Here is a 16,691-nt window from a genome sequence, read left to right as displayed (position 1 = left end):
TTCCGCTGGCCCCTGCTCGCTAACGGCCGAACTGGCCGGCCGTCCTGCCCTGGCCTGCCGGGCCGCGGTAGGCCTGGGCGAGGTCGAGCCAGCGGTCGGCGTTGGCGCCCTCGGCGCGCACATCGAGATCGTCGCGGTGCCGCCGCCTGGTGACCAGCAGGCAGAAGTCCTCGGCGCTGCCGGTGACCCGCTGCTCCGCCTCCACCGGACCGAATGTCCACAAAGCACCCGATGGCGCGGTGATCTCGAACCGGAACTCCTCGTCCGGCGGGGTCAGGCCCCTTGCCTCGTAACCGAAATCCCTTACCCGCACGGCGAAGCCGACGAGGTGCCCGATCCGGTCGGTGCGGGTGCGCCGCACGCCGAGCGCGTCCGCCACGTCCTGCCCGTGCGCGAAGAGCTCCATCATCCCGGCGCTCGCCAGCACCGCCGGCGGCAGCGGGTTGACCAGCCACGGCACGAGCTGGTCGGCCGGTACCGCGGCGAGCGCCTTGATCCCGGCGTCCCGTTCGGCACGCCAGCGGGTCAGCAGCGCCTCCGGCGGATAGTCGAGGTACTCCGCCAACGCGGCGTTCACCGCGGCGTCGAAACCGCCGGTCAGCGATTTCGTCATCTCGACGAAGGCCGCGGGCTCGGCGGCGGCCATGCCGGCGATTCGGAAGATGAACGACAGGTGGCCGATCTGGTGCCGCACGGTCCAGCCGGGCGCGGGCGTCGGCAGCTCCCAGCGCTGGTCGCCGATTCCGGCGACCAGCGCGTCTACCTCCGCGGCTTCCGAGCTGAGGTCGGCGATCACGTCTCGTAAGTCCTTCACCCGTCTGTCCTCTCACCGGCGTGGCGGATCTGCACCCCCGATCATCGCGGCGGGACGGGCCGGGGTCTTCTTCTTCCTGGCTGTACCGACCGTGCGCGGGCAGGGAGGAAAGCACGCTTCGAGATGACACCGATCCGTGCCGGCCCAACGATGAAACGGACGACCCGAGCGCAGGAATGCGAGGAGGACACGAATGTTCGAGAGCGTGCCGGCCTTCAGCGGTTTCGCCGTGGACGATGTGCCGAAAGCGAAGGAGTTCTACCAGGAGACCCTCGGCCTGAAGGTGACCGAGGAGTACGGCATGCTGCACCTGCATCTCGGCGGCGGAGCCCAGGTCCTGGTCTACCCCAAGCCCGGCCACGTCCCGGCCGGCTTCACCATTCTCAACTTCCAGGTCGACGACATCGAGCAGGCCGTCGACGAGCTGGTCGCGCGCGGAGTGGAAATCGAACGGTTCGAAGGGATGACCACGGACGCGAAGGGCATCTTCCGCGAGGAGGGCCCCTACATCGCGTGGTATCGCGACCCGGCGGGCAACGTGCTGTCGGTGCTGCAGGAAAAGTGAAGGAAATCGAGGAGAGCGAGGAGAGCACCGTGTACCAGCCCACGCTCGGCAGCGTCATGCTCGGCACCTCCGATCCGGAACGGCTGCACGCCTGGTACCTCAAGGCGCTCCGGCCCGAGGTGAACCAGTACGGATGGCTCGTCTTCGGTGCAGTCACGATGCTCATCGACGGCCGCGACGACGTCTCCGAAAAGAACCCCGAACCGGGGCGGGTCGTGCTCAACCTGCACGTGGCCGACGCCCGCACCATGGTCGAACATCTCGACAGCGTGGGGGTCACCTGGCTGGCCGAGCTCGAGGAGCGGGAGCACGGCCAGTTCGCCACGCTGATCGACCCGGACGGCAACTACGTCCAGATCATCGAGATGAACGACGCCTACCTGATGTCGCTCCGCTGATCACCTCGTCGCCGGACGCGCTAGTGCCCGGCGATGAGGTCGGCCAGGAACGGCGCCACCACGTTTCGCACGATCTTGCAGTCCAGCACCAGGGTTCCGCGGCGGCCCGCGGCAAGCCAGGCACGCACCACGTCGAGGTCGGCGACCCCGCGCACGGTCGCCGCCTCGGCGCCGAAGGAGCGCGCCAGCCCGGCGAAATCGGTGTCGGCGAAGGCCGCCGTGCTGAGGTCCGCGCCCCGGGGGTGGTACATGTGCACCTCGAACCCGTAGGACGCGTCGTCGTACACCACCACCAGCGCGGGCAGCCCGGTGCGGACCAGCGTCTCCAGTTCCGGCAGCCCCATCAGCGCGCCACCGTCGCCGACCGCGACCACGGTCAGCCGGTCGGCGCGGCCCGCCGCGGCGCCAACTGCACCGGCGAAGCCGAGCCCGATCGACTGGAACGCGCCGCCCATGAACAGCATCGCGGCCGGGTCCGGCACCGGCCAGTACATCGACGGCCAGCCGATGAAATGACCGCCGTCGAGCACCACGGTCCGCTCGGCCGGCAGCAGATCCGCCAGTTCCGCGGTGAGCGTGCGCGGGTCGATCCGGTCCTCGGTGCCGGCATCGACGTGGGGCTGGTGCGCCCATGCAACGCGGGCCAGCCGGGTTTCGGCCTCCTCGCGCCAGGCCGACGCCGCCGATCCCCGTGCGTTCACCCCGTCGAGCAGTGCCGAAGCGACCGCCGACGCGTCCGCGGCGAGGTCGAGATCGATCCTGGGGACGGCCGCGCGAGGCGCGATGTCCACCCGCACCACCGCCGCGGCCGGGTCGATGAGCCGCCCGCCGTGCAGGGTGAACACGTCGAGCCCGGCACCGAAGGCGAGCACCAGGTCGGCCTCGCCGATCAGCTCGGCCGCCGCCGGTGAGGCGAAACCGCCGCACACCCCGAGCGACCACCGGTTGCCGGCGAACAGGCCGTTCGCCATCACCGTGGTGGTGAGCAGCGCGCCGGTCCGCTCGGCCAGGTCCGCCATGGCCTTGCCGGCCCCGGACCGCCAGGCGCCGAGGCCGGCCAGCAGCAGCGGGCGGCGGGCGGCGGCCAGCAGGTCGAGCACCGGGTCGAGATCGACGGAGAGCTTTTCCGGCCGCTCAAGCACTTCCTGCTCGACGGGCAGCGCAGGACCGGCGGGCACCGGCGCGGTCAGCAGATCGCTCGGCAAGCAAAGCACCACCGGCCCCACCCCGCTCCTTGCCAGCCGCAGGGCATCCGCAGCGGTCGTCCGCGCAGTGTCCACTGTGGTCACTCGCAGCATCTCGGCCCCGAGCGACGCGGCGAAGGCGGCCTGGTCCACATCACTCGGCCGCAACCCGGCGACCGGACCGTCACCGCACAGCAGCAACACCGCGCTGCCGTGCTTGACCGCCTCGGCAAGGCCGGTCGCGGTGTTGGTGAGCCCGGCGCCGTGCGAGGTGGTGCAGATCGCGACGTCACCGGTCGCCCGGTGGTAAGCGTCCGCCATCGCCATCGCGCCGCCCTCGTGCCTCGCCGCGACGTAGCGCACCCCGCAGGCGGTCAGCCTGGCGACGGCGAGAATGTTCCCGCCGCCGACCACACCGAACGCCTGCCGGACACCGCCGCTGGCGAGCTCCTCCGCGACCGCCGCCGCGAGCTCCGTCATCCTCGTCCTCATTTCCTTCGCGTTATCTCCGGGCACCACCCGGCTCAGCCGAGTTCGAAGATCACTTCGCCGACCGCCATCTCGATCCGGTTGGTGCGCAACAGGTCCCAGCCGGACTGGTCGAACACGGAATGCCAGTCCTCGAGCGTGGGCATGAAGGTGCCCATCAGGTCGTGGCCCAGCTCGAAACCCAGGGTGAACACGGGCAGCTCGGTGTCCGGGATGCCGACCGTGCGGGTCGCGTCACCGAGCAGGAACCGCCTGACCGCGGGGAACAGCTCGCGCAGCCGACGCAGGGTGGCGACGCAGTTCTCCTTCGGCCAGAAGTCGTGGCCCATCATGAAGCAGGTCAACACCTCCACCTCGGCGTACTCCGGGCGGGGCTGGAGATCGAGCACGTCGGCCCGGAGGAACTCGGTACGCCCGGCGAGTCCCGCATCCGCCGCCTCCTGCCTGGCCACCAGCAGCGAGGGCTCCGCGATGTCCACCCCGATGCCGCGGGTGCCCGGATACCGGCGCAGCACGTCCATCACGCGGCCGCCACTACCGCAGCCGAGATCCGCGACCACCTCGAAACCGGTGCCGATCCGGTCCATCGCCGCCCAGAACGTCGGGTCGTAGCAGACCGCGCTGATCTCCCGGCACGCGAAGGCAATCGCCGCGGCGTCGCGGCGGTAGTAGTCGCCGACCCGGTTCTCCTCGGCCAGCACCGATGGCATCTGCCGGAACAGCTCGGCGCTGCCCCGGCTCAGCCAGTGGAAGAAGGACTTGTTCCGGTAGACCTCGTCGAACAGGTCCGTGACGATGACCGTGGTGTCGTGCCTGCGCACGACCTCCACCGACGCCAGCGCGCGGAACATGCCCAGGGTGGAAAGCCGGTCGAGGCCGTGGCGGAGGGCGAACTCGTCGGAGTCCAGCTTTCTCGACGTGTTCAGCTCCTCGAGCGCGCCGACCTCCCAGGCGGCACAGATCGCCCAGGCCGCGACGGCGGAGTTGTAGATGAAGGCCGCTCCGTGGCCGAATTCGCCGGTGCCGGGTGAAACTCCGCGGGTCATCGCCCCGCCTCCGTTCCGTTCGTGGCGGTGCTGCCGCATTGCTGTCGAACACTTCTCATCCCGTTTCCTCCATTTTGCGGGCCGCCAGGCCGGGCCGGAGTCTGTGCAGCGACGATCGCACCGGCGGCCGGATCCGGGCGTCTTCCCGAATGCGTCCTCGGCGGGGGAGCGAAGGGCAGCGCAGGAGATGCCAGGCGGGGCCGCGCGCTGTTCCACTTGGCGCCATGACGGTTCCGCTTTCCATCCAGCAGGACTTCTTCTGCACCCTGGACAAAGGCGACAGCACCGGAGCCTTCGGCGCCAAGCACGTGGTGGCGTCCGGTTGGCGGCTGCGCGGCCCGATCGACGTGGAGACCCTGCAGGGGGCGCTGGACGACGTGGTGGAACGCCACGAGATGCTCCGCACGTCGATCGTGCGTGACGCTCAGGAGCGTTCCCAGCGCATCCATCCGGCCGCCCCGGTGAAGCTCACGCTTCGCGACCTGTCCGACACGGCGCCGGAGGACCGCGACGTCCGGGCGGAGCAGTTCTTCAACGAAGCCGAATCCGCCGAGTACCACGTCCGCGAGCTGCCGCACCTGCGCGCGTCGCTGGGCCTGCTCGGCGGGAACGACGCGATGCTCGTGCTGGTGGTGCACCACATCGCGGCCGACGGCTGGTCGATGCGGCTGATCATCCGTGACCTGGCCACCCGGTACGCGGCCCGGCAGGGCCACCCTGTGGCCGAGCTGCCCGCGGTGCGGCAGTACCGGGAGTACGTCGCCGAACAGCGGGAGAGCGTCACCGCCGCCGGCGTGCACAAGGCACGCGCCTACTGGCGGGAGAAGCTCAGCGGCGCCGAGATCGCCACGATCCGGACCGACCGGCCCAGCGCGGAGGCGCCGGGGGTCTACTCGGACCTGCGCTTCCTGATCGGTGCGGAGACCACGTCGGCCATGCTCCAGGTGGCCAAAACCCTGCGAAGCTCACCGTTCATGGTGCTGCTGGCCGCATACCAGCTGCTGCTGCGCGAAAAGACCGGGTCCGAGGACGTGGTCGCCGCGACCTTCAGCTCCAGCCGCGGCATCGAGTCCTTTCAGGACACCGTGGGCGCCTTCCTCAACTTCGTCCCGTTGCGCACCGACCTGTCCGGCTGCGCCACCTTCACCGAGGTGGTCGAGCGGACCCGCACTACCTGCCTTCAGGCTTACACCCACGAAATCCCGTTCCCGCTGATCGACGAGGAGGCGCCGGGGCTGATGCTGCCCTCGGCCGCACCGGACCGGGACGTCATCGGGTTCGAGGTGCTGCAGTTCCCGAGCGCTCTCGACGGCGCCAAGCTCGGCGGCCTGGAGTACGCCGAACTGCGCCGGCGGCTGCTTTCCCAGCCGGTGAGCTGCGACATCCCGGACGGCGTGCTGTGGGCGCTGGACGTGCTGCCGTCACGGGAGACGATCAGCAGCCTCAAGTTCGACGCGAACCTCTTCGACGAGGACACCATGTGGGAGCTGGTGCACGAGTTCGACCGCGTGCTGCGCACCGCGGTCACCGACCCGGACGCCCCCCTGCCGTGAACATGCCTTACCCGCGGGAAGGCTGCCGGTCCCCTAAGGCCCCCTTTGCTACCTTCAAGGTCGCAAAGGGGGCCTTAGGGGACCGCGGTCGGAGGGTCAGCGTTTGAGCAGGTCGGCGGCGCGTTCGGCGATGGCGATGATCGGGGCGTTGGTGTTGCCGCGCACCAGGGTTGGCATCACCGAAGCGTCCACGACCCGCAGTCCTTCGACCCCGCGCACCCGCAGCTCCGCGTCCAGCACGCTGCCCATGGCGCAGGTGCCCGCCGGGTGGAACAGCGTCTGGGTGTTGCGCCGCGCGTAGGCCCGCAGATCCGCGTCGGACTCCGAATCCGGTGGCAGGTAGAGGCTTTCGGTGTACGGCGCCAGCGCGGCCTGCCTGCCGATGTCCAGCCCGATCCGCAGCCCGGCCACCATGCTCCGCAGGTCGTCCTCCTCGGCGTAGTAGTTGTGCCTGATCCTGGGCTTTGCCGTGGGATCGGCGGACGCGAGCGACACGCTGCCGCGGCTGCGCGCCGCGAGCACGCACGGGCCGAAGGAGATGGCGTGTTCGGTGGGCGCCTCCAGCCCGGCACCGACCAGCATCAGCGGCGAGGCGTGGAACTGCAGGTCCGGCGCGGCAAGGCCGGGGGTGGTGCGGATGAAACCGCCGGCCTCCGGCACGTTGGAGGTGAGCGGCCCGCGACGCTCCTCGGTGTACTGCCGCACGTATTCCGGCTCGCCGGCGACGAGCAGGCTGATCGGCTGGGAATGGGTGAAGACCAGGTTGACCGCCGGGTGGTCCTGCAGGTTCATCCCGACCATCGGCTGGTCGAGCAGTACCGGGATGCCGAGCGCCGCCAGGTCGTCGGCGGGCCCGATCCCGGAGAGCATCAGCAGCTGCGGGGAGTTGTAGGCACCCGCGGACAGGATCACTTCGCGCTCGGCCCTGAGCACGATCTCGTCGTCCAGCCTGGCACCGGCGATGCCACCGGCCCGGCCGCCGTCGAAGAGGACCCGGTGCACCTGGACGTTCGTCTCCACCGTGAGGTTGGGCCGGTCCAGCGCGGGATGCAGGAACGCCGTCGCGCTGCTGCACCGCTGCCCGTCGCGCTGGGTCAGCTGATACCGGCCGAAGCCGTCCTGCTCGGCACCGTTGAAGTCGTCGTTGGCCAGGTAACCGGCCTGCACGGCGGCCGCCACGAACGCCGTCGTCATGGGATTGCCGGAGCGGCCCTCGGAAACCGCCAGCGGCCCGCCGGACCCGTGATAACGCGAAGGGCCGCGTTCGTTGTCCTCGGACCGCAGGAAGTAGGGCAGCAGGTCGGCGAAGGTCCAGCCCGGCTGGTCCCAGTCGTCGTAGTCGACCGGGTTGCCGCGCATGTAGACCATCCCGTTCATCGAGCTGGTCCCGCCGAGCACCCGCCCGCGCGGCAGATAGATGCGGCGGCCGTCGCAGAACGGCTCGTCGTGGGTGTCGTAGTCCCAGTCCAGCCTGGTCCGGAACAGCTTGCCGGCACCGAGCGGCACGTGCACGTTCTCGTTGGTGTCCACCGGGCCCGCCTCCACCAGGCAGACCCGGACGTCCGGGTCCTCGCTCAGCCTGGCCGCGAGTGCGCATCCCGCCGAGCCGGCGCCGACGATGACGTAGTCGTACGGTTCAGCGTCGTTCATTTCAGCATGCTCCTCAGCCTCGCATGCCCCATTTCAGGGGAAGGGATCGGACGGCTAGCGCGTTTTCACCTGGCCGTCGTTGCCCAGCCGGGAAAGCACCTCGATGACGGCCTCGGCCGCGCGACGGACCTCGTGTTCGGTGATCACCAGCGGCGGGGACAGCACCACCGTGGGGCCGTACTCGCGCAGGATCACCGCGTGCGCGTGGCGCAGCTCGGTGGTGACCTGCCCGGCCATGATCGGCGCGCCGGTCACCGGGTCGGCGAGCTCGATACCGGCGGTCGCGCCGGTGATCCGGATGTCGCCAACGACGGGAAGCTCCGCGGCCGGCGCCAGCGCGTCCCGGAACCACTCCCCGATCAGCCGCGACCGCTCCAGCAGCCCGTCCTGCTCCAGCAGGTCCAGGTTGGCCAGCGCCACCGCGCAGGCGGCCGGGTGCCCGGAGTAGGTGTGCCCGTGGAAGAAGTAGGCACCTTCGCCAGCCACCGTCTCGCCGATCTCGTCGGTCATCAGCACCGCCCCGAGCGGCGCGTAGCCGCTGGTGAGCCCCTTCGCGGTGACGATCACGTCGGGCGCCATGCCGCGCTGCTCCGAGTCGAACCAGGCGCCGGTACGGCCGAAGGCGGTGACCACCTCGTCCGCGATCAGCAGGATGCCGTGCTCGCTGAGCAGCTCCCGCACCCGCGGCCAGTAGTCCGCCGGCGGCACCAGCACGCCGCCACCGCCCATCACCGGTTCGCCGATCATCGCGGCGATCCTGCCAGGGCCGATGCGCTCGATGGTCTCCGCCAGCTCGCGCAGCAGGAAGTCGGTGGGGTCGGCGTCGCCGTAGAGCTCGGTGGAGCGGAAGAAGGTCGGTGGCGAGACCTTCTCGAAGTGCGGCAGGTTGGGGCCGATCCCGTCGTGCATCGGCGGGAAGCCGGTCGCCGTGCCGCTGCCGTAGGTGGCACCGTGGTAGGCCAGGCTGCGGGAGATGATCCAGGTGCGATCCGGTTCCCCGCGGTGGTGGTGGAACAGCCGCACCAGCTTGATCGCGGTCTCGACGCCCTCCGAGCCGCCGCAGGTGAAGAACACCCGGTTGATGTTCTCCGGAGCCAGCTCGGCCAGCCGCACCGCCAGCTCCACCGACTTATCGTTGGAGAACCCGAAGAAACCGGAGAAGTAGGCCAGCCGCTCGGCCTGCGCCGTCGCCGCCGCCACCAGTTCCGCCCGGCCGTAGCCCACCTGGCAGGCCCAGTTCCCCGCCCCCGACACGTCGAGGAACTCGGTCCCGTTGGCGTCCCACACGCTGCTCCCGGCACCGCGGACGATGACGGAGCGCTCGGCGTTCTGGCCGGTCTGGTGGGGGTGGATCAGGTGCCGCCGGTCCAGGTCTTCCAGTTCGCCCGCGGTTCTCGGCGACTTAGTCTCGTGCTGAGTCGTGGTCACGGTCCCGTCCCTCTTACGTCGGCTACTCGTCAGGAGAATCGTCACCCCGCCCGGGTTCGGCGCACATCTTCTCGACTGCGCAATGCCGCAGGTCCACTCCGGACGGCCTTGTGCCGCACGGAAACCCGTGCGGCACAAGGGAAACATCGGGTCAGTTCGAGTCAGTACGGAATGGTTCGCCAGAGCTCGTACTTGTGCTCGTCCCCGAAGTCCACCTGCCGGATTCCGCCCGACCCCGCCGGGGCGAGCGACTGGGCGAACTCGGTGCGGTGGTTGGCCCGTGGCCAGTACGGCGATCCACGGCCGTTCGGGTTCCCGTTGTGCGCGAACCGGGCCCAGTAGCCGATCATCTCGCCGGACAGCGCCTCCTGCTCCGGGGTGAAGGTCCGTCCCGCGAAGTAGGTGGTGTCGAACAGGTACTGGAGTTCCGAGTCCTGGAAGGAACCCGTGGGGAAGCTCGGCTCCTTCATACCCGCGTACCAAGGTGCGTCCGGGTCGGCGAACTCGTAGGCGTAGAGCGGCACCTGCCCGCCGAAGACCTTGTTCGTGTCCACCATCGGGCGAGCGAGCAGCGCATCGGTGGTCAGCGTCGCCCAGGCCAGGGTCGGCGACGGGTAGTCCGACAGCGGATAGGCGGCCAGCACCCTGTCCGCATCCGGGCCGGCGAAGTTCCGCAGGTGGATGTGGTAATCCTCCGCGCTCAGCGGCGGTTCGCCCCACTCCTCCAAGAACGCCTGCGAGGTGCGGTAGGCGTCGTGGTTGACGCCGAGCATCAGCGGGACCTTCGTGAAACGCCCTTCGGTGAACGCCTTGATGGGATCGACCGGCAGTACGCCACCGCCGCCGAACACCGGGGTCAGCTCCAGGAAGGGCGCCTTGTCCAGCAGCTCCTTGGCCGGCTTCGCGCGCAGGCAGGCCGCCACCGCGGCCGGATCCGTGCAGCCCACGTCCTCGGCCAGCCGCTGCCCGTGCGCCTCGCCTGCCTCCCGTGCGCGGGGCAGGCCGAGCGGTTCGGGATCGGGTGAGCCGTCCCGCTGCGGCACCTTGTTGAGCATGCACGGGTTGCTCATCGCGATCGCCTTGGTGAACAGTCCCTTCGCGGACGGCGAGGCGAGCTGGGTGCACACGCTCCGAGCGCCGGACCATTGGCCGAACAGGGTCACGTTGCCGGCGTCACCGCCGAAAACCGCGGCGTTGTCCCGCACCCAGCGCATCGCGGCCTGCTGATCCTCGATGCCGAAGTTGCCCGACCGCCGCTCGGCCGCTCCGCCGTCCAGCGCGGGATGGGTGAGGAACCCGAAGACGCCGAGCCGGTAGTTGACCGTCACCACGACGACGTCACCACGCGCGGCCAGTTCCCGTGGCATCGTCTCGTGCCCGGCGCCGGCACTGAAACCGCCGCCGTGGAACCACAGCATGACCGGCAGCTTCCGGTGGCCGGTGTGCCGAGGCGCGGTCACGTTGAGGAAGAGGCAGTCTTCGCTTTCGCCGGGCTGGTAGGGCTTGAGCTCGAGCTGCGCGCACACTTCGCCGGGCTTGGTCGCGTCCCTAGGCGCCGTCCACCGCCGCGCCGGCCGGGGCGAAGCCCAGCGCAGTTCCCCGACCGGTGGTGCCGCGTAGGGAATCCCCTGGAACTCCCGGTAGCCGCCGGTGACCGTGCCCCGCACCGGCCCCTTGTCCGTGACCACCACCGCGGCCGCGTCTCCGGTGACCGCGTCCGCGGCGGCCGGTGCGAACCCGAGTGCGGCGACGAGGACGCCGACGGCACCGAACAGCATCGGCCTGCGCCTGGTGGACGGCACGGCCCGTGCACGTGGTCTGTATCGCATGGTGATCCTTCGAGGTAGGGGGCGCGGTCAGCGCTTGAGCCGGACGACGTTCTCCAGGTCCGCGCCCGAATAGGCTTCGGCGTCGGTGAAGAACTCCACCCGCAGGCTGTCCGCGCCACCGGGTGCGGCGGCGAAGCAGCCGGCGTTGTACGCGTCCAGCAGCCGCTGCGCGTCGGCCGTGGCCTCCTTGAGCCGGACGGCCGGGTCGGCACCGCGGGCCAGCACGTCGCCCATCGCGCGGGTCATGATGTCCTGCACCCTGGCGAAGTCGCCGAACAAGGCGCCTTCGGACGGCGGCGCCACCGGCGTGCCCTGCCGGTCCGGGTAGCCGCCGAGTTGGTCGTCGGCCATCCGGTGGTAGGGGTGCTCGTCGAACCAGCCCTCGTTCTCCAGCAGGTCGAACGCCGCACGGGTAAGCGGCATGAAGCTGTTCACCTTGTGCCGCTCGGCCGCGTTGCGCGGGTTGTGGATGTACTGCAGGAAGGCCAGCGCGCCGTCCCGCACCACCTCGTCCAGCCGGTCGGCCAGCCAGAAGGAGCTGCCGGCGACCGCGTTGCCGGCGAAGGGAACTTCTCCGTTGTAGGGATATCCGCCGAGCTCGATGCCGAACCCCGCGCCCTTCGCCGCCTGCACCATGTAGTTCACGTCGTTGGTCGAGCTGATCCGGAGGGCAACCCGCTGCTCGGCGAAGGCCTGGAAAGTGCCCTGCCAGTCCGGGATCTTGCCGGTGTGGAGGTAGTGGCCGTCCTGGTGCAGGCGCTGCCACCAGCGGGCCCACGCGAGCATTTCGGGCGAGGCGAGGTCGATCGTGCCCGCCCTGCCGTCGCGGCCGTTCCGGTTGTCGGTCAGCAGGCCGCCCTGCGAAGCGAGGGCCTGCTGGAAGAACATGCCGTGGTTCGCCCAGGTTATGCCGTGGGACGGGCCGTTCCCGAGCCCGGCGATGGCCGCGCACGCCAGCTCCACCTCGGCCCAGGTGCGCGGCAGTTCGCCGACACCGGCGGCCTCCAGCAGGTCCGTGTTCGCGTAGAGCACGCTCGTCGTGCCGATCGACGGCATCGAGGTCAGGTCACCTTGGTAGGTGTAGTAGTCGCGCAGGGCGGGCACGATGTCGTCGATGACGACCGGCTCGCCGAGGATCTCCGTGCGGCCGTCGATGGCCTTCTCGATCGAGGTGTACCGCGGCGAGCCGTCCGGTGTGCGGACGTCGCGTGCCGCCTGGCTCAGGTAGAAGTAGTACTCCGCGATCGCCGGGCCGCCCCCGTTCGCGACGGCATCGGAAATCTCCTGCGCCGCGGTGAAGAAAGTGAGCCCCTTGATGTTGACCCGATACTCCGGGTGAATGCGCTCGAACGCATCGGCCTGTTTCGCCCACCAGTCCATATAACCCGGAAAAGTCAGGTCGGATACCCAGACGTCGAGCTCGGTCTTGCTCTTCATGCGACATTCTCCTGCCTGCGAGGAGGGGACGGGGCAAATGCTTCCGCACCGGTGGCGTGCGCACATCTCCGCGCTTGCTGTACCACCGCTTCCAAGCTGGCCGCTGAAAACCACTGAAAACACTGGAAAGCACCGAAAACCGCATCGCGGAAGACGCGTGCGCACGTCGGCGCCGGGCACCGTGGAGAAGCCCGCACGTGTGCCGAAAGGCGGGCCGACAGCACGGCTTCTCGAGAAGGGACGCGCGCAAATGGTCAATCCCAAGGTCGAACACCCGGCCGGCGAACTGGTCGGCGCCTTCGCCGGCGCGGGACCGGAAGAAATCGGGGCGGCGTTCGCGCGGCTCGCCGCCGCCACCTGGAACGGCGGTGAACCGACCGGCTCGGCGCTGGGCGTGGCACGCGAGGTGGTCTCCGAGCTGGACCGGTTCGACGAACGGCACCAGGGCCATCTGGCGATCCTGCTCGGCCTGCTGGCCGAAGCGGCGTACCCCGACGTCGACGGCGAGCTCACCGCCTCCATCAGGCTCGGCGTCGACCGCTACCTGGAACTGTGGCGCCGCACCGAAAAGGGGCAGCCGCTCAACCTCGCGCTGCAGTACCTGCTTTCGCACTTCCCCGATCACCGCGATGCCATCCTCGCCGCCGCGGCCGAGCTACGGGTGGACGCGGACGACCTGTCGCGGTTGGACCGCGCCCTGCAGCGGCTCGACCCCGCCGATCCCGATCTCGGCAGGGCGTTCCCCTACCCGGCGGCCTGGGAGATGGACGAGGACGAACGCGAGTTCGACCGGTCCTGGATCAGCGCGCTGAGCCCGGAACAGGTGGTGCGGCACTGGGAACAGGACACCGAGACGGTGCTCGGCCACACCGGCGCCAAGGCGTACTGGGCGGTGTGCAACGGCGCCCCGGTGCCCGCGGTGGCCGATTCCATCCCGCCGCGCAGCACGCGCCAGCTCGAATCCGACTCCAGCGTGCTCAGCCGCCACGCGGCGGTCTTCCGCTGCCTGAGCTGCCATTCCGGGCTCACCTTCCACGATCGCGCGGCCACCTGCGCCGGCTGCTCCACCGAGTACCGGCTCGACAACGGCATCCTGAACTTCACCGCGACCGCCGGCGACAGCGCAGACCGCAGCGACGACTTCCTGTTCAAGCTGGCCGAGATGCCGAGCATGGGCTTCTTCTACGAGGCGCACGCGCGGCCGAACTTCCTGCGGCTGTGCGGTTCGAACTGGGGCGGCCAGGTCACCCCCGCCGACGAGGACGATTACCTCGCGCGGAACGTGAGCCCGGTGGACGGGCCGGTGCTCGATCTCGCGGCGGGCGCGGGCCGGTGGACGGCCGTGCTGGCCGAGGCGGTCGGCACCGACCGTCTGATCGCGATGGACCTCGGGCTGCCGATGCTGGCCACCCTGCGCGGGCGGCTGCCGGAGGTGCCGGCGGTGCTGGCGAGCGCGCGCACGCTGCCGTTCGGCGACGCCACCCTGGGCGCGGTGAACTGCTGGAACGCCCTGCAAGCCTTCCCCGCGGACGCACCGGCGGCGATCGTCGAGGTGGGCCGATGCCTGCGGCCCGGCGGCACCTTCACCCTGCTGACGTTCCGCAACTCCGACGACCCGATCTACCGCTATTTCGTGTACCGGCACCATTTCCCGCAGCACGCGGACGGGCTGCACCTGTTCGAGCGCGACGACGTGAAGGGCTGGCTTGCCGACGCCGGCCTGACGATCCGGGACGAATGGGACCCCGGCACGTTCGTCATCATCACCGCCGAGCGTCCGGCCTGACAAACTGACAAACACTGACGAACGCCGGTGCCCTCCGCGACGACATCGCGGAGGGCACCGGAGGCGCTGGGGGCGCTGTTTCCCGGGCGAGCTAGCCGATGGAGCCGGTCTGGAGCTCACCGCCCCGCTGGTAGATGTTGATCGTGACGCCGCTGCCCGAGGTCTTGCTGCTGGTCAGTTTCAGCGCCGAGGGCACGGTTCCCTCGGCGAACAGCCGCTTCCCGCCGCCGAGCAGGATCGGGAAGAACAGCAGGCGGTATTCGTCGACGAGGTCGTGCTTCATCAGCGTCTGGAGCAGATTTCCGCTGCCGGGGATCTGGATCTCCGCGCCCGGCAGCTCCTTCAGCTTCGCGACGGCCTCGGTGAGCTCGCCGTCGAGCACGGTCGAGTTGTTCCACCCCAACGTTTCCAGGGTTCTGGAGGCAACGTACTTCGGCATGCTGTTCATCTTGGCCGCGACCTCGTTGCCCGCGTCGGTCACCTGCGGCCAGTACGCGTTCAGGATCTCGTAGGTCTTGCGCCCCAGCAGCAGGCCGTCCGCCTTCCGCGTCCATTCGGTGTCGACCTGCATCAGGTCCTCGTCGAAGTACGGGATCAGCCAGCCGCCGCGGTCGAAACCGCCGCTGCGGTCCTCGTCGGGCAGCCCGGGGGCCTGCATCACCCCGTCCAGGGACATGAAGGTGATCGCTACCAGCTTCGCCATGGTCGTTCCAATCGGGTCGTCGGAAAGGAAGTAAAAAGGGGCTATACGGCCGGATACCGCCGACCCGGTGACGACTCGGCGGTATCCGTGCCAGACCTCAATGGGTCTTTACGGCTGTGCTGTCGGTGCTGTCGGTGCTGTCAGTGGTGTCGGCGGGGTCGGCGACCTGTTCGGCCGGCGGCGCGTCCCCGCCACTTTTCGGCGTGTGCCGCAGCCCGATCATCACGATCACCGCGGCGACCAGTGCGAGACCGGCACAGATGGCCGCGCTGCCGTGCAGGCTCGTGGTGACCGCCTGGAACGCGCTGTCCAGCAGGTTGCTGGACTCCTGCGGGGGCAGCTGGTCGGCCACCGCCATCGCACCCGCGATGCTCTCCTTGGCGGCTTCGGCCGCTTCGGGCGGAACGTTGGAGCCGATCTCGACCTGGCCGCGGTAGAGCGCGGTGCCCGCGATGCCCACCGTGGCGATGCCCATCGCGATGCCGAACTCACCGGAGGTCGAGGTCAGCGCCGCCGCCGAACCCGCCTTCTCCTGCGGCGCGGACTGCATGCCAAGGGTGGCGCACAAGCCCGCCATCGGGCCGATCCCGAGGTAGGCCACCACCAGGCCGGCGACCAGCAGCACCAGGTTGCCCGCCGCGGTGAGCTGGGTCAGCATCAGGTACCCGATCGCCGCGACCACCAGGCCGCCGCCGATCACGTACGCCGGCCGGACATACCGGATGAGGACCGTCGCCAGCTGGATGACGATCACCATCACGATGGTGGAGGGCAGCATCCACAGCGCGGTCGCCACCGGGGACAACTCCTGCGCCGACTGCATGTAGAAGGACACGAACAGCTGGTTGGAGCCGGTGAGACCGGCCACCAGTGTCATGAACAGCGCGGTGCTGAACGTCCGGTTGCGGAACATGGTCAGATCCAGCAGCGGGCTGGTCAACCTTCGCTGCCGCCGGAAGAACAGGTAGCCGGAGGCAAGGCCCACCACGATGCCGATGATCGGCAACGCGCCCACACCGTCACGGGACAGCTGCTTGAGTCCGAACACGAGCGGCAGGATCCCCAGCATCGACAGCGCCACGCTGGGCAGGTCGAGCCGGCCGGCCTTCGGGTTCCGGAACTCCGGCAGGACCTTCGGCCCGAAGATCAGCAGCAGCGCCATCACCGGCACGCCGAGCAGGAACACCGAACCCCACCAGAAGAACTCCAGCAGCACCCCGCCGACCACCGGGCCGAGCGCGGTACCGCCCATGAAGCAGCCCATCCACACGCCGATGGCCATCGCGTTCTGCTTGCGGTCCTGGAACATCACGCTGATCAGCGCCATGGTGGACGGCATGATGCTGGACCCGGCGATGCCCAGCAGGGCCCTGGTGGCGATCAGCATCTCCGGGCTGGTGGAGTAGGCCGTCAGCACCGAAGCGATCGCGAAACAGGTACCGCCGATGAGCAGCAACCGTTTCCGGCCGATCCGATCGCCGAGGGTGCCCATCGTGACCAGCAGGCCGGCCAGCATGAACCCGTAGACGTCGGTGATCCACAGCTGCTGGATGCTGCTCGCGCCGAGGTCACCACCCAAATGCGGCAGCGCCAGGTACAGCACACTCATATCCAGAGCCACCAGAATCGTGGGCAGACACAGCACGGCCAGCCCGATAAACTCCCGTCGACCTGCTCGTGGAGCGGTTTGAGCGATTGTGTCCATCACATGAGCTCTTTCTGCGATCGGGTGCCCTTCGACACCGCTTATCCGGGAAATGCGGACATGAGCCGCTGTTCTCCCAGCGGCCCGGTATCAGTTCTGGCGGG

The 16,691-nt window shown here is 69.5% G+C and carries 13 protein-coding genes; 4 read left to right on the top strand and 9 right to left on the bottom strand.

Annotated features, from left to right (window positions below; all coding sequences use genetic code 11):
- Positions 1–19: 19 nt before the first annotated feature.
- Positions 20–814, bottom strand: a complete 795-nt coding sequence (locus tag AMYNI_RS0125445; protein ID WP_026360912.1) for a TIGR03084 family metal-binding protein — start codon at positions 812–814, stop codon at positions 20–22.
- Between the two features lie 193 nt (positions 815–1,007).
- On the opposite strand from AMYNI_RS0125445, the gene AMYNI_RS0125440 reads away from it, so the two are divergent.
- Together AMYNI_RS0125440 and AMYNI_RS0125435 are read left to right on the top strand one after the other, a co-directional pair.
- On the top strand, positions 1,008–1,379 hold the full coding sequence (locus AMYNI_RS0125440) for a VOC family protein (protein ID WP_020670892.1): 372 nt from the start codon (positions 1,008–1,010) through the stop codon (positions 1,377–1,379).
- The gene (locus tag AMYNI_RS0125435) at positions 1,376–1,777 is read left to right on the top strand and encodes a VOC family protein (protein ID WP_020670891.1); all 402 of its coding nucleotides are present in this window, start codon (positions 1,376–1,378) and stop codon (positions 1,775–1,777) included. The genes AMYNI_RS0125440 and AMYNI_RS0125435 overlap by 4 nt, the downstream gene beginning before the upstream one ends.
- Before the next feature lie 20 nt (positions 1,778–1,797).
- On the opposite strand, the gene AMYNI_RS0125430 is transcribed toward AMYNI_RS0125435, so the two are convergent.
- The gene (locus tag AMYNI_RS0125430) at positions 1,798–3,441 is read right to left on the bottom strand and encodes a thiamine pyrophosphate-binding protein (RefSeq protein ID WP_020670890.1); all 1,644 of its coding nucleotides are present in this window, start codon (positions 3,439–3,441) and stop codon (positions 1,798–1,800) included.
- A 44-nt stretch (positions 3,442–3,485) separates the two neighbouring features.
- Complete coding sequence (locus AMYNI_RS0125425; RefSeq protein WP_040407314.1) at positions 3,486–4,496, bottom strand: class I SAM-dependent methyltransferase; 1,011 nt, start codon at positions 4,494–4,496, stop codon at positions 3,486–3,488.
- Positions 4,497–4,720: 224 nt separating this feature from the next.
- Here AMYNI_RS0125425 and AMYNI_RS0125420 point away from each other — a divergent pair, with 224 nt between their 5' ends.
- Entirely contained in the window at positions 4,721–6,049 is a 1,329-nt protein-coding gene (locus AMYNI_RS0125420; RefSeq protein ID WP_020670888.1) for a condensation domain-containing protein, read from the top strand.
- Positions 6,050–6,145: 96 nt separating this feature from the next.
- Here AMYNI_RS0125420 and AMYNI_RS0125415 read toward each other — a convergent pair whose 3' ends face one another.
- From AMYNI_RS0125415 to AMYNI_RS0125400, 4 genes are all read right to left on the bottom strand, one after another.
- Positions 6,146–7,699: a GMC family oxidoreductase gene (locus AMYNI_RS0125415; protein ID WP_020670887.1), complete on the bottom strand. Its 1,554-nt coding sequence runs from the start codon at positions 7,697–7,699 to the stop codon at positions 6,146–6,148.
- Positions 7,700–7,753: 54 nt separating this feature from the next.
- Positions 7,754–9,127: an aminotransferase family protein gene (locus AMYNI_RS0125410; RefSeq protein WP_020670886.1), complete on the bottom strand. Its 1,374-nt coding sequence runs from the start codon at positions 9,125–9,127 to the stop codon at positions 7,754–7,756.
- 161 nt (positions 9,128–9,288) lie between these two features.
- A complete protein-coding gene (locus AMYNI_RS0125405; protein WP_211225511.1) occupies positions 9,289–10,956 on the bottom strand; it encodes a carboxylesterase/lipase family protein in 1,668 nt (555 codons plus the stop codon).
- Between the two features lie 27 nt (positions 10,957–10,983).
- On the bottom strand, positions 10,984–12,393 hold the full coding sequence (locus AMYNI_RS0125400; protein WP_020670884.1) for an extracellular solute-binding protein: 1,410 nt from the start codon (positions 12,391–12,393) through the stop codon (positions 10,984–10,986).
- Positions 12,394–12,643: 250 nt separating this feature from the next.
- On the opposite strand from AMYNI_RS0125400, the gene AMYNI_RS0125395 reads away from it, so the two are divergent.
- The gene (locus AMYNI_RS0125395) at positions 12,644–14,179 is read left to right on the top strand and encodes a class I SAM-dependent methyltransferase (RefSeq protein WP_026360910.1); all 1,536 of its coding nucleotides are present in this window, start codon (positions 12,644–12,646) and stop codon (positions 14,177–14,179) included.
- Positions 14,180–14,270: 91 nt separating this feature from the next.
- Here AMYNI_RS0125395 and AMYNI_RS0125390 read toward each other — a convergent pair whose 3' ends face one another.
- Positions 14,271–14,882 carry a dihydrofolate reductase family protein gene (locus AMYNI_RS0125390; RefSeq protein WP_020670883.1) on the bottom strand — a complete coding sequence of 204 codons (612 nt, stop codon included), beginning with the start codon at positions 14,880–14,882 and terminating at the stop codon, positions 14,271–14,273.
- 97 nt (positions 14,883–14,979) lie between these two features.
- Positions 14,980–16,587: an MFS transporter gene (locus tag AMYNI_RS45385; RefSeq protein ID WP_051116366.1), complete on the bottom strand. Its 1,608-nt coding sequence runs from the start codon at positions 16,585–16,587 to the stop codon at positions 14,980–14,982.
- Positions 16,588–16,691: the final 104 nt, after the last annotated feature.

Origin of the sequence: Amycolatopsis nigrescens CSC17Ta-90, assembly GCF_000384315.1 — a bacterium.
Classification (GTDB): domain Bacteria; phylum Actinomycetota; class Actinomycetes; order Mycobacteriales; family Pseudonocardiaceae; genus Amycolatopsis; species Amycolatopsis nigrescens.
This window is presented reverse-complemented; position numbering and strand designations above follow the sequence as displayed.

Bases quoted from the DNA above. Each gene is read 5' to 3' on its own strand.
- AMYNI_RS0125400 (WP_020670884.1), bottom strand. From the start codon at position 12,393: ATGAAGAGCAAGACCGAGCTCGACGTCTGGGTATCCGACCTGACTTTT.
- AMYNI_RS0125415 (WP_020670887.1), bottom strand. From the start codon at position 7,699: ATGAACGACGCTGAACCGTACGACTACGTCATCGTCGGCGCCGGCTCG.
- AMYNI_RS0125425 (WP_040407314.1), bottom strand. From the start codon at position 4,496: ATGACCCGCGGAGTTTCACCCGGCACCGGCGAATTCGGCCACGGAGCG.
- AMYNI_RS45385 (WP_051116366.1), bottom strand. From the start codon at position 16,587: ATGGACACAATCGCTCAAACCGCTCCACGAGCAGGTCGACGGGAGTTT.
- AMYNI_RS0125395 (WP_026360910.1), top strand. From the start codon at position 12,644: ATGGTCAATCCCAAGGTCGAACACCCGGCCGGCGAACTGGTCGGCGCC.
- AMYNI_RS0125390 (WP_020670883.1), bottom strand. From the start codon at position 14,882: ATGGCGAAGCTGGTAGCGATCACCTTCATGTCCCTGGACGGGGTGATG.
- AMYNI_RS0125420 (WP_020670888.1), top strand. From the start codon at position 4,721: ATGACGGTTCCGCTTTCCATCCAGCAGGACTTCTTCTGCACCCTGGAC.
- AMYNI_RS0125430 (WP_020670890.1), bottom strand. From the start codon at position 3,441: ATGACGGAGCTCGCGGCGGCGGTCGCGGAGGAGCTCGCCAGCGGCGGT.
- AMYNI_RS0125405 (WP_211225511.1), bottom strand. From the start codon at position 10,956: ATGCGATACAGACCACGTGCACGGGCCGTGCCGTCCACCAGGCGCAGG.
- AMYNI_RS0125440 (WP_020670892.1), top strand. From the start codon at position 1,008: ATGTTCGAGAGCGTGCCGGCCTTCAGCGGTTTCGCCGTGGACGATGTG.